This window comes from Nocardia albiluteola, from assembly GCF_018860155.1.
GTDB classification, from domain to species: domain Bacteria; phylum Actinomycetota; class Actinomycetes; order Mycobacteriales; family Mycobacteriaceae; genus Nocardia; species Nocardia albiluteola.
On record NZ_JAHKNI010000006.1, the window covers coordinates 318,764 to 332,508 of the forward strand.

At 68.7% G+C, this 13,745-nt stretch carries 14 protein-coding genes; 5 read left to right on the forward strand and 9 right to left on the reverse strand.

From position 1 onward, the window contains the following. Positions 1-148: 148 nt before the first annotated feature. Both KO481_RS19965 and rsmD read left to right on the forward strand, forming a co-directional pair. Entirely contained in the window at positions 149-3,553 is a 3,405-nt protein-coding gene (locus tag KO481_RS19965; protein ID WP_215918691.1) for a pyruvate carboxylase, read from the forward strand. A 99-nt stretch (positions 3,554-3,652) separates the two neighbouring features. Beyond that, a complete protein-coding gene (rsmD, locus tag KO481_RS19970) occupies positions 3,653-4,210 on the forward strand; it encodes a 16S rRNA (guanine(966)-N(2))-methyltransferase RsmD (RefSeq protein ID WP_215918692.1) in 558 nt (185 codons plus the stop codon). Between the two features lie 151 nt (positions 4,211-4,361). Here the strand turns inward: rsmD and KO481_RS19975 are convergent, their stop codons facing one another. Continuing rightward, positions 4,362-5,267 carry a LysR family transcriptional regulator ArgP gene (locus KO481_RS19975; RefSeq protein ID WP_215918693.1) on the reverse strand — a complete coding sequence of 302 codons (906 nt, stop codon included), beginning with the start codon at positions 5,265-5,267 and terminating at the stop codon, positions 4,362-4,364. A gap of 71 nt (positions 5,268-5,338) precedes the next feature. Between KO481_RS19975 and KO481_RS19980 the strand changes: the two genes are divergently transcribed. Beyond that, positions 5,339-5,962 carry a LysE/ArgO family amino acid transporter gene (locus KO481_RS19980; protein ID WP_215918694.1) on the forward strand — a complete coding sequence of 208 codons (624 nt, stop codon included), beginning with the start codon at positions 5,339-5,341 and terminating at the stop codon, positions 5,960-5,962. A gap of 63 nt (positions 5,963-6,025) precedes the next feature. Here the strand turns inward: KO481_RS19980 and KO481_RS19985 are convergent, their stop codons facing one another. The 7 genes from KO481_RS19985 to KO481_RS20015 all read right to left on the reverse strand — a co-directional run bounded on the left by KO481_RS19985 (position 6,026) and on the right by KO481_RS20015 (position 11,195). Beyond that, positions 6,026-6,502 (reverse strand): DUF3060 domain-containing protein, encoded by a 477-nt coding sequence (locus KO481_RS19985; protein ID WP_215918695.1) that lies wholly within the window; start codon positions 6,500-6,502, stop codon positions 6,026-6,028. Positions 6,503-6,654: 152 nt separating this feature from the next. Then, the gene (locus tag KO481_RS19990) at positions 6,655-7,734 is read right to left on the reverse strand and encodes a PHP domain-containing protein (RefSeq protein ID WP_215918696.1); all 1,080 of its coding nucleotides are present in this window, start codon (positions 7,732-7,734) and stop codon (positions 6,655-6,657) included. 119 nt (positions 7,735-7,853) lie between these two features. After that, positions 7,854-8,714, reverse strand: coding sequence for a bifunctional DNA-formamidopyrimidine glycosylase/DNA-(apurinic or apyrimidinic site) lyase (mutM, locus tag KO481_RS19995; RefSeq protein ID WP_215918697.1), 861 nt, complete (start codon positions 8,712-8,714; stop codon positions 7,854-7,856). Next, the gene (rnc, locus tag KO481_RS20000) at positions 8,715-9,446 is read right to left on the reverse strand and encodes a ribonuclease III (RefSeq protein ID WP_215918698.1); all 732 of its coding nucleotides are present in this window, start codon (positions 9,444-9,446) and stop codon (positions 8,715-8,717) included. An 18-nt stretch (positions 9,447-9,464) separates the two neighbouring features. Continuing rightward, on the reverse strand, positions 9,465-9,647 hold the full coding sequence (rpmF, locus tag KO481_RS20005; protein WP_215918699.1) for a 50S ribosomal protein L32: 183 nt from the start codon (positions 9,645-9,647) through the stop codon (positions 9,465-9,467). A 64-nt stretch (positions 9,648-9,711) separates the two neighbouring features. After that, complete coding sequence (locus KO481_RS20010; protein WP_215918700.1) at positions 9,712-10,314, reverse strand: YceD family protein; 603 nt, start codon at positions 10,312-10,314, stop codon at positions 9,712-9,714. Positions 10,315-10,448: 134 nt separating this feature from the next. Next, the gene (locus KO481_RS20015; protein WP_215918701.1) at positions 10,449-11,195 is read right to left on the reverse strand and encodes a polarized growth protein Scy-related protein; all 747 of its coding nucleotides are present in this window, start codon (positions 11,193-11,195) and stop codon (positions 10,449-10,451) included. Between the two features lie 223 nt (positions 11,196-11,418). Here KO481_RS20015 and KO481_RS20020 point away from each other — a divergent pair, with 223 nt between their 5' ends. Next, positions 11,419-12,090, forward strand: coding sequence for a GtrA family protein (locus tag KO481_RS20020; RefSeq protein ID WP_308166698.1), 672 nt, complete (start codon positions 11,419-11,421; stop codon positions 12,088-12,090). Then, positions 12,051-12,536: a pantetheine-phosphate adenylyltransferase gene (gene coaD, locus KO481_RS20025; protein ID WP_215918702.1), complete on the forward strand. Its 486-nt coding sequence runs from the start codon at positions 12,051-12,053 to the stop codon at positions 12,534-12,536. The genes KO481_RS20020 and coaD overlap by 40 nt, the downstream gene beginning before the upstream one ends. Before the next feature lie 37 nt (positions 12,537-12,573). Here the strand turns inward: coaD and KO481_RS20030 are convergent, their stop codons facing one another. After that, positions 12,574-13,743: a glutathionylspermidine synthase family protein gene (locus tag KO481_RS20030; protein WP_215918703.1), complete on the reverse strand. Its 1,170-nt coding sequence runs from the start codon at positions 13,741-13,743 to the stop codon at positions 12,574-12,576. Positions 13,744-13,745 lie beyond the last annotated feature (2 nt).

The window sequence follows — 13,745 nt, forward strand, 5'->3', positions numbered from 1 at the left end:
GGTCCCTATTCCGGCATCTGTCCGGTGAGTGGGCCTCAGTTTCGTCCGGATTACGCAAACTTTGCAGTTCGCCACCTGCCGGTTGTTAGGATTTTGCGAACTCCATTCGAATTCGCAAGGCCTGCTCACCGGCATGTACCTTTATCGAATGTTCTCCAAAGTGCTGGTCGCCAACCGCGGGGAAATCGCCATTCGTGCGTTCCGTGCCGCCTACGAACTCGGAGTAGGGACCGTCGCGGTTTTTCCCTACGAGGACCGCAACTCGGTGCACCGGACCAAGGCCGACGAGGCGTATCAGATCGGCGTCCCCGGGCACCCGGTCCGGGCCTACCTGTCGATCGAGGAGATCATCAAGGCGGCCAAGACGGCCGGTGCCGATGCGATCTATCCCGGGTACGGCTTCCTGTCGGAGAACCCCGACCTGGCCGCGGCGTGCGCCGCCGAGGGCATCACGTTCATCGGCCCCTCGGCCCAGGTGCTCGAGCTGACCGGCAACAAGGCACGCGCGATCGCCGCCGCCCGGGCGGCCGGACTGCCGGTGCTGAACTCCAGCGCGCCCTCGGCGGACGTGCCGGAGCTGCTGGCCGCGGCCGAGGAGATGGAGTTTCCGGTCTTCGTCAAGGCCGTCGCGGGCGGCGGCGGGCGCGGTATGCGCCGGGTCGCCGATCGGGCCCAGCTGCGCGAGGCGGTCGAGGCCGCGATGCGCGAGGCCGAATCGGCGTTCGGCGATGCGACGGTGTTCCTCGAGCAGGCGGTGATCAATCCCCGGCACATCGAGGTGCAGATCCTTGCCGACGGCCGCGGTAACGTCATCCATCTGTTCGAACGCGACTGCTCGCTGCAGCGGCGCCATCAGAAGGTGATCGAGCTCGCGCCCGCGCCGAATCTGGATCCGGCACTGCGGGAACGGATCTGCGCGGACGCGGTCGCCTTCGCCCGGCAGATCGGATACAGCTGCGCCGGCACGGTGGAGTTCCTGCTCGACGAGCGCGGCAATCACGTGTTCATCGAGATGAATCCGCGCATCCAGGTGGAACACACCGTGACCGAGGAGATCACCGATGTCGACCTGGTCGCCTCGCAGCTGCGGATCGCGGCCGGGGAGAGCCTGGAGGACCTCGGCCTGAGCCAGGATTCGATCTCGATCCGGGGCGCGGCGCTGCAGTGCCGGATCACCACCGAGGACCCGGCCAACGGATTCCGGCCCGACACCGGGCGCATCACCGCCTACCGCAGTCCAGGCGGCAGCGGCATCCGCCTGGACGGCGGGGCCAACCTCGGCGCGGAGGTCGGCGCCCACTTCGATTCGATGCTGGTCAAGCTCACCTGTCGCGGAAGGGATTTCACCGCCGCGGTGGCGCGGGCGCGGCGCGCGGTCGCCGAATTCCGGATCCGCGGCGTGTCCACCAATATTCCGTTCCTGCAGGCGGTGCTCGACGATCCGGACTTCCGGGCCGGGCGGATCACCACCTCGTTCATCGATGAACGCCCGTACCTCCTGACCCAGCGCGGATCCGCGGACCGCGGCACCAAAATCCTCACCTACCTTGCCGATATCACCGTCAACAAGCCGCACGGCCAGCGACCGTCCGCGGTGTACCCGCAGGACAAGCTGCCCGCGCTGGATCTGACCGTGCCGCCGCCGGACGGGTCCCGCCAGCGCCTGTTGCGTTCGGGCCCCGAGGGTTTCGCGCAGGCCCTGCGGCAACAGCGGGGAATCGCCGTCACCGACACCACCTTCCGCGACGCGCACCAGTCGCTGCTGGCCACGCGCGTGCGCACCAACAGCCTGCTGCAGGTGGCCGGGCACGTCGCGCGGATGACTCCCGAACTGCTGTCGATCGAATGCTGGGGCGGCGCGACCTACGATGTGGCGCTGCGGTTCCTGCACGAGGATCCCTGGGAGCGCCTGGCCGCGCTGCGCGAGGCGATTCCGAACATCTGCCTGCAGATGCTGCTGCGTGGCCGCAACACGGTCGGCTACACCCCGTACCCGGAAAAGGTCACGCGCGCTTTCGTTTCCGAGGCGACAGCGACCGGGATCGACATCTTCCGCATCTTCGACGCGCTCAACAACGTCGATCAGATGCGCCCGGCGATCGATGCGGTGCGCGAGACGGGCACGGCCGTGGCCGAGGTGGCGCTGAGCTACACCGGGGATCTGTCCAATCCGGACGAGAACCTGTACACCCTGGACTACTACCTGAAGCTGGCCGAGCAGATCGCCGAGGCCGGCGCGCACATCATCGGCATCAAGGACATGGCCGGGCTGCTGCGCGCACCCGCGGCGCACACCCTGGTGACCGCGCTGCGCGAGAACTTCGATCTGCCTGTGCACGTGCACACCCACGACACCCCGGGCGGGCAGCTGGCGACGTACCTGGCGGCCTGGCAGGCCGGGGCCGACGCGGTGGACGGCGCGTCGGCGCCCATGGCGGGCACCACGTCTCAGCCCCCGCTCTCGGCGATCGTGGCCGCCGCGGCGCATTCGCCCCACGACAGCGGCCTGAATCTGCAGAATGTCTGCGATCTCGAGCCCTACTGGGAGGCGTTGCGAAAGGGCTACGCGCCCTTCGAGTCCGGGCTGCCGGGCCCGACCGGGCGCGTCTACGAGCACGAGATTCCGGGCGGGCAGCTGTCCAATCTGCGCCAGCAGGCCATCGCCCTGGGCCTGGGTGACCGGTTCGAGGAGGTCGAGGCGAAGTACGCCGCGGCCGACCGGCTGCTCGGCCGTCTGGTGAAGGTGACCCCGTCCTCGAAGGTGGTCGGCGATCTGGCGCTGTCGCTGGTCGGTTCCGGGGTGGACGTCGCGGACTTCGCCGCCGACCCCGGCCGCTATGACATTCCGGACTCGGTCGTCGGATTCCTGCGCGGCGAGCTCGGCACTCCGGCCGGTGGCTGGCCCGAACCGTTCCGCAGCCGTGCGCTGACCGGGCGCGGCCCGGCCAAGCCCGAGACCCAGCTGACCGCCCAGGACGAGGCGGGACTGAACGGTGATTCGGCGCAGCGCCGGGACACCTTGAACCGCCTGCTGTTCCCCGGACCCACCCGCGAATTCGCCGAGCACCGTGAGAAATTCGGCGACACCTCCAGCCTGTCGGCGAATCAGTTCTTCTACGGCCTGCGGCACGGCGAGGAGCACCGGGTACAGCTGGAGAAGGGCGTCACCCTGCTGATCGGGCTCGAGGCCATCTCCGAGCCGGACGAGCGCGGCATGCGCACGGTGATGTGCATCCTGAACGGGCAGCTGCGCCCGATCCTGGTCCGCGACCGCTCGATCGCCAGCGAGGTTCCGGCCGCGGAGAAGGCCGACAAGTCCAACAGCGGCCACATCGCCGCGCCGTTCGCCGGTGCGGTGACCCTCGTCGTCTCCGAGGGGGACGTTATCGCGGCGGGCGACACCATCGGCACGATCGAGGCCATGAAGATGGAGGCCGCGATCACCGCGCCGCGCGCGGGCACGATCGCGCGCGTCGCCATCGGCAAGGTGCAGCAGGTCGAGGGCGGGGACCTGCTCGTGGACGTGCGCCTGAACGAGACCGCGGCCGAGTGAGCGGAGCGCAGCGCAGCGAACCATCGACACAGTGCGCCGCGCGCACGACGGAGCCGAGCGCCAGCGAGGCGCAGTCGTGAGCGGGAAAGCAGTGCCGCGGTGACCCGCATCGTGGCCGGGCTCGCCGGTGGGCGGCGCCTGCGGGTGCCGCCCGCGGGGACCCGGCCGACGTCGGACCGGGTGCGCGAGGCGCTGTTCAGCATGCTCAGTGCCCGAATGGATTTCGACGGCATCCGGGTGCTGGACCTGTATGCCGGGTCCGGCGCCCTGGGGCTGGAGGCGTTGTCCCGCGGCGCATCTCACGCACTGCTGGTCGAATCCGATCGCAAGGCCGCGGCGGTGGTGCGCGGCAACATCGCCGAGCTCGGCCTTCCGGGCGGCGAATTGCGGACGGGCACAGTGTCTTCGGTGCTTGCCGGGGTACCGGCCGAGCCGTACGATCTGGTGCTGTCCGATCCCCCGTACGCGCTGGAGGCGGCCGAGGTCACCGCCGATCTCCGGTCGCTGGTGGCGAACGGCTGGCTGCATCCCGGCGCGCTGGTCGTCGTCGAGCGGGCCACGCGGTCCGTCGAAACCGATTGGCCCGCACACTTTTCCGCGCAGAAGCCGCGCAAATACGGCGAGACGCGCATCGAACTGGCCGACTACGAACCCTGACGCCTGGTCGCCGGCCGGATTCGCACGGATCCGGGGTCGACCCCGGCAGCGGGCCGTCGAGGTCATAGCGCAGCAGTCGGCACACGCCTCATCCGGTGGGGGGCCGGCGGTGGGCCGGATGTTCGCCGCAACGACTTCCGTTGCTCAGCCGTCACCGCAGGGATGTTGCCGCGGTGGCGGCGATGGTCTGCGCGACGGCGGTGAGCGCGGGGGAGTCCAGCCGCCACTGCTGCCAGTACAGCACCACGTCCACGTGCAGAGCATCGTCGATGCGGATCAGGTCCCGCGCGTACGGCCCGGTGCCGAGCTGCTGGTCGGGCAACATGCCCCAGCCCAGGCCCAGCCGCACCGCCTCGGCGTACCCGGAGGTGGCGGGGATGTAGTGCCGGGGCGGGTTCACCGGGCGGCGGGTGCGGCGGCGCATCAGCCGATCCTGCAGATCGTCCTTGCGGTCGAACATCACCACCGGCGCCGCGGCGAACGCCCGGGCCGTGGTGCCCTCGGGGAACCAGGTGCGGGCGAATGCCGGCGTGGCCATCGGCCGATATCGCATCGCGCCCAGCCGTCGCACCCGGCAGCCCTGCACGGGCTGCGCGGTGGCGGTGACGGCGGCCATCACGGTGCCGTCGCGAAGCAGTCGTGTCGTGTGTTCCTCATCCTCCCGGTGGATTTCGAAGCACACACCCGCCGGGCCGCGGGCGAGGGCGGGCATCACCCAGGTCTCGAGCGAGTCGGCATTGACCGCGATCGGAATCCGCACGGGATGGTCGACGCCGGTAGGCTCGTCGGATTCGCCTGTCGGGCTGCCGAGTTCGCGCGCCGTGTCGCCGGTGAGCAGGTCGATCTGACGGGCCAGGCGCAGCACCGCGAGCCCGGATTCGGTGGGCCGCACCGGTTTCGTGCGCTGCAGCAGGATGCGCCCGACCGCCCCCTCGAGCGCCTTGATCCGCTGACTGACCGCCGATGGGGTGAGGCGCAGGTGCCGCGCGGCGGCCTCGAACGTCCCCTCGGCGACCGCCGCGTCCAGGGCGCGAAGCTGATCGAGCTGCAGGTCCATAGTAAGAAATTGTAATGATGCTTGAAAAAGATTAGCTGGTCTGACCAGGTACGCGACCTTAGCGTTGGGGCATGGATGTCGCATCGGCCGCACTGGCGGCCCTGTCGGGGTTGGGGTTCGGGCTGTCGCTGATCGTGGTGATTGGTGCGCAGAACGCGTTCGTGTTGCGGCAGGGGATTCGCGGGGAGCATGTGACGGCCGTCGTCGCGGTGTGCGCGCTGTCCGATGTGGTCCTGATCGCCGCGGGGGTGGCCGGACTGGGCGCGGTCGTCCGCGCGGCCCCGGCGGTGCTGCTGGTGGCCCGGTACGCCGGGGCGGCATTTCTCATCGGGTACGGGGTGCTGGCGGCGCGGCGGGCGCTAGCGCCGGCGACGCTGGCCGGGGAGGCGGGCGAGGCATCCATGGCCCTCGGGGCCACGGTGCTCACCTGCCTCGCCCTGACCTGGCTGAACCCGCACGTCTATCTCGACACCGTGGTTCTGCTCGGCTCGTTCGCGAGCACCTATGCGGGGTCGAATCGGTGGTTCCTGGCCGCGGGGGCGATGCTCGGGAGCATCGTGTGGTTCTCGGGGCTGGGCTTCGGCGCGAGACTGCTGGGGCCGCTGTTCGCCCGCCGGATCGCCTGGCGCGTACTGGATTGCGCCGTCGCGGTCGTCATGCTCACCCTCGGCCTGGTCCTCGTGCTGAAGCACTGAGCCGGAACAGTAGCGGCGGCCCCCGATGGACCCGGTGGTATCGACCAGGTCCGGGACGGTGGATCAGGCGCGGTGGACCAGGTTGTGGGCGCCCTTGTTGTTGACCGGCGGAGTGCCGGAACGGTAAGCGACGTTGTTGTTCTGGCCGGTCACGGTGATGGTCGCGGCCGAGTCGAGGGTGATGTGGTTGCCGCTCCCGGAGATGGTGACGATGCCGCAGCCTCCGGTCACGGTGAGGGTGTTGTTGTTGCCCGCGATCCCGATGTTCTTGCCGCCGCACGCGACGACCTTGTTCGCGTTGTCACCCGTGATGTTCATCGAACCGTCCGACTGCAGCTGCACGCCGGGAAGACCGATACCGTCGGGGCTGACGCTGACACCGCCCGGGAACGGGAGGTCCGGCGTGGGATCGGCGGTGGTGGCGGGCGCGGCCGGAGGCGTGGCGGCCGCGCTGCCGGCGGCGAAAGCGCCGGCGGTCAAGACGATCAGCGCGGCGGTGGCAGCGGCGGCGGGGATACGGCGAGCGAAATTCGCGGTCATACTTGATCCGTTCTGTCGTTGCGGGGCAAGAGAACGATAGCCGTCGCGTGCGCGACGGCCGGGAGCATCCCGCGTATCGCGGTCGGGGATCCCGCGTCCGCCTGTCGAATTCGGGGTTTGCCCGCCGGATACCTCACCGGGGACAGCGACCGTCAGGCGCCCGCTTCGGTGCGCGCGAATGCCAGCAGTTGCTCCAGCGGCCAGGTGTTGATGACGCGTTCGGCGGGGACCCCGTTGGCCAGGGCTCGGGCGCAGCCGTAGCCCTGCCAGTCCAGTTGTCCGGGGGCGTGGGCGTCGGTATCGATGGAAAAGTGGCAGCCGATCTCCACCGCCAGCTGGATCAGGCGGCCGGGTGGGTCGCGCCGCTCGGGGCGGCTGTTGATCTCGACGGCGGTGCCGTAGCGGCGGCACGCCTCGAACACCACCTCGGCGTCGAATTCCGACTCGGGCCGGATGCCGCGTTCACCCTCAACCAGCCGCCCGGTGCAGTGGCCCAGGATATCGACGTTCGGGTTCGCGACCGCGTACACCATGCGCCGGGTCATCGTCTCGCTGTCGGCCCGCAGATGCGAATGCACGCTGGCGACAACGATATCCAGTTCGGCCAGCAGATCCGCGCGCTGATCCAGGGCGCCGTCGTCGAGGATGTCGACCTCGATCGCGGTCAGGATCCGAAACGGCTGGGATGGTGAGTCGGCGGAGCTTGCGGAGCCGGCGGGGTGGGGAAGCGCCGCGAGCTCGGCGTTGAGCTCGGCGACCACGTCGAGCTGACGGCGCAACCGGTCCGCGGACAGGCCGTTGGCGACGGTCAGTCGCGGCGAATGATCGGTCAGCGCACAGTATTCGTGGCCCAGCGCCATGGCGGTGCGCATCATCTCCTCGATCGGGCTGCCGCCGTCCGACCAGTTCGAGTGGGTGTGCAGATCGCCCCGCAGGAGCTTGCGCAACGCCGCCCCCTCCGGCGCGATCGGCTTTGCGGCCGAACGCAATTCGGTCAATTTATCGGGCACCTGCCCGGCGCTCGCCTGCGCGATGACCGCGGCCGTCTTCGGCCCGATGCCCGGAATGTCCTGCCACCGACCGCTCGCGCTGAACTGCTCGTACCGGTCGTCCGACAACGCCGCGATCGTGTCGGCCGCCCGCCGATAGGCCTTGACCCGATGCGTCTGTGCCCGATCCCGCTCCATCCAGAACGCGATCTCCCGCAGCGCCGCAACGGGATCCTGTGTCATTCGACCCACGATACCGGGGAGGAATTCGTGGACAGGTTCACTCGTCGGTGTGGAAGCATCCCGCCTACAACGACGGCGTGGACGGGAACGTTTCCCTGGCTGTTTCAGCCGGATGAGTCCTAGTGGTAGCGCGGCCTGGGCTGGCAGCGGGGGCAGGAGTACGACGATCGGTTCATGAACTTTTCCCGGCGGATCGGCGCGCCGCAGCGGCGGCAGGGCTCGTCCTCGCGGCCGTAGGCGGCCAGGGAGCGTTCGAAATAGCCGGACTGGCCGTTCACATTGACGTACAGGGCGTCGAAGGAGGTGCCGCCCGCCCGCAGCGCCTCGGACATCACCGCGTGCACCTCGGTCAGCAGCCGGTGCAGATCCGGGCGGGTGAGCTTGGCGGCGATGCGCTCACCGTGAATCTTCGCCCGCCACAGGGCCTCGTCGGCGTAGATGTTGCCGACCCCGGAGATGACGGTCTGATCCAGCAGCACCCGCTTGATCTCGGAGTGCTTGCCGCGCAACACCTTCACCACCGCGTCGGCGTCGAACCGCGGATCCAGCGGATCGCGGGCGATATGGGCCACGGCCTCGGGCACGGTCGTCCCGTCGACCTCGACGACCGGATGCAGCGCCCACCCGCCGAACGTGCGCTGATCGACGAATCGCAGCTGTGCACCCGAATCGAGGGTCGCGACGATATGCGCGTGCTTCTCCAGCGGCGCATCGGCCGACTCGACCAGCATCTGCCCGCTCATGCCGAGATGAACGACCAGGGCGGTTTCGGGATCGTCGAAGGTCAGCCACAGGAATTTGCCGCGACGCTGCGCGGTTTCCACGCGCAGCCCGGAAAGACGCGCGGCCAAATCATCCCCGCCGAGCGCATGCCTGCGCACCGAGCGGGGATGTTTCACCGTGACGGATTCGATGACGTGGCCGACAACGTGATCGGCCAGGCCGCGGCGCACGACCTCGACCTCGGGAAGTTCGGGCATCTAGCCCTCGTTCAGGGCCCGCCAGGCAGCGCCGGCGGCCTTCTGTTCGGCTTCCTTCTTGGACCGGCCGACGCCCTTGCCGTAGGCCTGACCACCGATCACCGCCGTGGCGGTGAACTCCTTGTCGTGGTCGGGGCCGGTCGAGGTGATCTCGTACGAGGGCACGCCGAGGCCGCGCTCGGCGGTCAGCTCCTGCAGACTGGTCTTCCAGTCCAGGCCAGCGCCCATCCGCGGGCCGCGCTCGAGCAGATCGGCGAACAGCCGCAGCACCACGCCGCGGGCCACCTCGATGCCGTGCTCGAGATGCACCGCGCCCAGCAGCGACTCCATGCCATCGGCGAGGATGCTCGGCTTGTCGCGCCCGCCGGTCATCTCCTCGCCCTTGCCGAGCAGCAGATGCCGGCCCAGGCCGCCCTCGCCCAGGGCGCGCGCGACCTCGGCCAGCGCATGCATGTTGACCACGCTGGCGCGCAGCTTCGCCAGTTCACCCTCGGACTTGTCCGGATGTTCGAGGTACAGGCGCTCGGTGATGCTCAGGCCCAGGACCGAATCGCCCAGGAACTCCAGGCGTTCGTTGGTGGGCAGGCCACCGTTCTCGTAGGCGTAGGAGCGATGGGTGAGGGCAAGCCGGAGCAGCTCCTCGCCCAAGTCGACACCCAAAGCCTCGAGCAGGCTCGTATGGTCGGCGGACTCACCCGAGGGCGAGTCCGCGCCGTCCTTACTGGCGGTCACGGTGCGCTGCCGGTGTTATCAAACTGCGGACGCGACCTGGCGGCCCTTGTAGGTACCGCAGTTCGGGCACGCGGTGTGCGGCAGGGTCTTCTCGCCGCACGCGCGGTTCGGGCAGGTGATCAGGGTCGGCGCGGTGGCCTTCCACTGGCTGCGCCGCGAGCGGGTGTTGGAACGGGACATCCGGCGCTTCGGAACGGCCACTTCAACTTCTCCTCTGTCTTCGAACTTGCCGGGCCGCGCGGCTCGGCAAGAAATCTGCTTACGTCTAGTTCAGCTCGGCGGCAGTGCCACCGGTGCCGGGGGACTCGGCCGTGAATTTGGCAAGCCCGGCCCAGCGAGGGTCCAGTATCTCATGCCCGTGATCGGAACCCGCAATCGCCATCCGCACACCGCATTCGGCGCACAGTCCGGGGCAGTCCGGCTCGCACAGCGGCTGCAGCGGAAGCTCGAGCCCGACCGCGTCCACGACCACCGGTTCCAGGTCGATCATGTCGTCGACGAGGCGGTGGATCTCGTCCTCCTCGGTGGTCTGCTCGGTGACGCTGTCCGGGTAGGCGAACAGCTCGGTCACCTGCAGTTCGAGCTCGTCGGTGAACGATTCCAGGCAGCGCGAGCATTCACCGGCCAGCGGCGCGGACACCGAACCGATGACCAGCACACCCTCCGACACCGACTGCAGCGTGAGATCCAGCTCCACCTCGGCTCCCGCCGGAATGCCGATCAGGTCCAAGCCGATCTTCTCCGGCACGGTCACCGTGCGCTGCAGGGTTTTCATCGACCCCGGCTTGCGGCCGAGGCTGCGGGTGTCCAGCACGAAGCCCGCGTCCGTCTGACGACGACGCGAACCGGAACCGGATTCGGCGGGCATTGAGCTCATTTCCTCATGGGCGGTGGATGGGCAACCACCCCACGATACCGAATTCGCATCGCCAGCCCAAAACTTACCCACCCCGCCGGCTCCGCAAGCTCCGCCGGCTTGCCATCCCCGGGGGAGCAAGGGGATCACCTGCGGAATTCGCTCGCGTAATCCGGTACGCCCGTACCGCTGCGCAGCTGGTGCCGGCCGCGGCCGACCGTGCGCAGGGCGGTGTGCAGCGTCTCCTCGAAATCGGCGAGCTTGCTGTCGACGTACTGGTCGCAGTCATTGCGCAGCCGATCGGCCTCGGCCTGTGCGGAATCGATCAGCCGCGCGGACTCGCCGTGCGCGGCCCGCACCACCTCGGTCTGCTGCACGAGGCGGTCCTGTTCGGACTGGCCCTCGGCGACCGAGCGCTCGTAGGAGGCCTGTCCCGCGGCGATCATGCGCTCGGACTCGGTGCGGGCGCGGCCGGTGAGGGCCTCGTATTCGGCCTTGCCGTCGGCGACCACCCGCTCGGCCTCAGCGGTGGCGGTGGCGACCAGGTGGTCGGCATGCGCGCGGGCCTCGGCGATCATGCGGTCGGCGTGTGCCTTGGCATCGGCCAGCAGGCGGTCGGCCTCGGCGCGGGCGCCGGTGACGGTCCTCTCGGCCTGATCGTTGGCGCTGGTGATCGTGGATTCGGCGGAGCTGCGGGCGTCGTTGACGATTCCGTCGCGATGATCGAGGACGTCCTGCGCGTCGTCCAGCTCGCCGGGGATGGCCTCGCGGACGTCGTCGAGTAGCTCGAGCATGTCGCCGCGCGGCACGACGCAATTGCGGGTGGTCGGGATACCGCGCGCCTCTTCGACGATCGCGACCAGCTCGTCGAGGGCCTCGAATACGCGATACATCTTGCTACCCCACTCTCATACCGACTTACCACGGCGAACCTCCATGCCGCCGTAAGCCAGTGTGCCCCTCGGCGCCGAAGTGGACCCAGTTCACTCGCGGTGTGTCGGCGGGTGTTTCCAACGCCACAGAATCAAGTGGAGGCAATGACTCCGGTTGGTGTTAAATTATTTACCGAGCGGTAGATAGCCGGACCGAGTCCGGCAATGTCGATCGGAATTGAGCATGGCTGTCGTGTATCCGGTACATCCGGGCGCGGGGGACGATCCCCGGCCCGCGCCCGACGACACCCTGGATGCCATGCAGGCCGCCGCCACCGACGCCGTCAATGCCGCGACCGATACGGTGCTGGCCGCCACGGATACCGTGCTCGCCGCGACCGACAAGGTGCGGACCGCGACCCTGCCCTTTCGCCGGCAGCTGGCCCGTCTCGGGGAGTATCTGCGCAGCGATCGCTGGCTCGCCCAGCTGATCCGCTTCGCCCTGGTCGGCGGCTTCAGCAATATCGGCTACTTCCTGCTGTTCATGGCCTGCTACGGCGGCGGCCCGCAGCTGGCCAACCTCACCGGGTCGGTGGTGAGCACCGCCATCGCCAACGAGCTGCACCGACGCCTGACCTTTCGCGCCTCGGACCGGGTCAGCTGGCTCACCGCGCAGCTGGAGGGCGGCGGTCTGGCGCTGGCAGGGCTGGGCATCACCTCGGCCGCGCTGGCGCTGCTGGACTTCCTGGCCCCCGGGCTCGGCGATATCCCGGAGGCGATTGCCGTCATCGTCGTCACCGCGGGCGTGGGCACCCTGCGGTTCCTGACCCTGCGCCTGTGGGTGTTTCCCACCCACGGGCCTGTTAGGTTTCGACCATGGCTGGAGCACTCTGCCCGGGATCGTTCGATCCGGTAACCAACGGACATCTCGACGTCTTCGCCCGCGTCGCGGCGCAATTCGACGAGGTCGTCGTGACCGTGATGATCAACAAGAACAAGCAGGGCATGTTCACCGTCGACGAGCGGATGGAGATGCTGCGCGAGGTCACCGCGGATCTGCCCAACGTCCGGGTGGAATCCTGGCACGGCCTGCTCGTCGACTTCGCGCGGGAGCAGGGCATCACCGCCATCGTCAAGGGGCTGCGCGATGCCACCGACTTCGGCTACGAGATGCAGATGGCGCAGATGAACAACAAGCTCTCGGGCGTGGACACCTTCTTCATCGCCACCAATCCGGTCCACAGCTTCTTGTCCAGCTCGCTGGTCAAGGAGGTGGCCACCTTCGGCGGCGACGTCTCGGACATGCTGCCGCCGTCGGTGCACAAGCGGCTGCTGGCCCGCCTGGCCGAGCGTAGGGGCTAGCCGGGCCCGGCTCCGCCGGAGCGGAGCGGAGGCCATGTCACGGCTTCGCCGGAATCCGGTGCGGCACGAACGTCGAGGTGTCGTCGGTGATGAGGCCGGGGGTTTCGCGGATGCCCATGCCCGCGGCCGTGTCGCCGACGATCCACGCACCCAGCACGGGGCGCTGACCGTCGAAATCCGGTAGCGGGTCCAGCATTTGGTAGATGTAGCCCTCTTCGCCGTAGACCCCGCCGGTCGCGGTTTCCATTCCCGCGCCGACGATGGTCATGTTGGCGCCCTCGCGGCCGAGCTTCGGCTTGCGAATGTACTCGGTGAGCTCGTGCGGGTCATCGATGTAGGCGGGCAGCAGATTCGGGTGGCCGGGATACATCTCCCACAGCACGGCCAGCAGCGCCTTGTTCGACAGCAGGGTCTTCCACAGCGGCTCGACCCACGTCGTCTGCGGCAGTGAGCCGACCACGCGCTGTCCGAAGTCGTCGTCCAGGGCCCATTCCCACGGGTACAGCTTGAAGATGGACTCGATGGGCGCCTCGGCCAGGTCGACGAAGCGGTCCAGCTCGGTGTCCCAGCCGACCTCCTCGATCGGCAGTGCGACGGTGTCGAATCCGGCCTCCGCGGCGGTCTCCTGCATGTAGGCGGTGGTGACGTTGTCCTCGCCGCTGGCATCGGCCGAGGACCACGTGAAGTGCAGCCCACCCTTCGGCAGGGTCTTTCGCAGCTCGCCCCAGCGCTCGACGAGCTTCTCGTGCAACGAATTCCACTGATCGTCGTCGGGATACACGTCGGTCAGCCAGTGCCACTGCACGATCGCCGCCTCCAGCAGGGAGGTCGGCGTATCGGCGTTGTACTCCAGCAGTTTTGCCGGGCCGCGTCCGTCGTAGCGCAGATCGAAGCGGCCGTAGACGTACGGGTCGCTACGGTGCCAGGACTCGGTGATCGGGCCCCAACTCCATTGCGGCAGACCGAAATCGGCGAACCTCTCGGTCAGCACCACCTGCTCGGCGGCGTGCAGGCACATCGTGTGCAGCACCTCGACCTGCGCCTCCATCGCGAGGATCTCGTCGAGATCGAACTCGTAGTGCACCGATTCGTCCCAGTACGGGCGTGGCTGCCCGTTGGAATCCATTCCAGGGGAACCGAATACCAGGCCCTGATCGGCGATGATGCGCTGCCAGCTCGCCCGCGGCCTTCCACGTACCCGGCGCATGA

Bases quoted from the DNA above. Each gene is read 5' to 3' on its own strand.
- KO481_RS19965 (WP_215918691.1), top strand. From the start codon at position 149: ATGTTCTCCAAAGTGCTGGTCGCCAACCGCGGGGAAATCGCCATTCGT.
- KO481_RS19975 (WP_215918693.1), bottom strand. From the start codon at position 5,267: ATGGACCTGCAGCTCGATCAGCTTCGCGCCCTGGACGCGGCGGTCGCC.
- KO481_RS19980 (WP_215918694.1), top strand. From the start codon at position 5,339: ATGGATGTCGCATCGGCCGCACTGGCGGCCCTGTCGGGGTTGGGGTTC.
- KO481_RS19985 (WP_215918695.1), bottom strand. From the start codon at position 6,502: ATGACCGCGAATTTCGCTCGCCGTATCCCCGCCGCCGCTGCCACCGCC.
- KO481_RS19990 (WP_215918696.1), bottom strand. From the start codon at position 7,734: ATGACACAGGATCCCGTTGCGGCGCTGCGGGAGATCGCGTTCTGGATG.
- mutM (WP_215918697.1), bottom strand. From the start codon at position 8,714: ATGCCCGAACTTCCCGAGGTCGAGGTCGTGCGCCGCGGCCTGGCCGAT.
- KO481_RS20010 (WP_215918700.1), bottom strand. From the start codon at position 10,314: ATGCCCGCCGAATCCGGTTCCGGTTCGCGTCGTCGTCAGACGGACGCG.
- KO481_RS20015 (WP_215918701.1), bottom strand. From the start codon at position 11,195: ATGTATCGCGTATTCGAGGCCCTCGACGAGCTGGTCGCGATCGTCGAA.
- KO481_RS20020 (WP_308166698.1), top strand. From the start codon at position 11,419: ATGGCTGTCGTGTATCCGGTACATCCGGGCGCGGGGGACGATCCCCGG.
- coaD (WP_215918702.1), top strand. From the start codon at position 12,051: ATGGCTGGAGCACTCTGCCCGGGATCGTTCGATCCGGTAACCAACGGA.
- KO481_RS20030 (WP_215918703.1), bottom strand. From the start codon at position 13,743: ATGCGCCGGGTACGTGGAAGGCCGCGGGCGAGCTGGCAGCGCATCATC.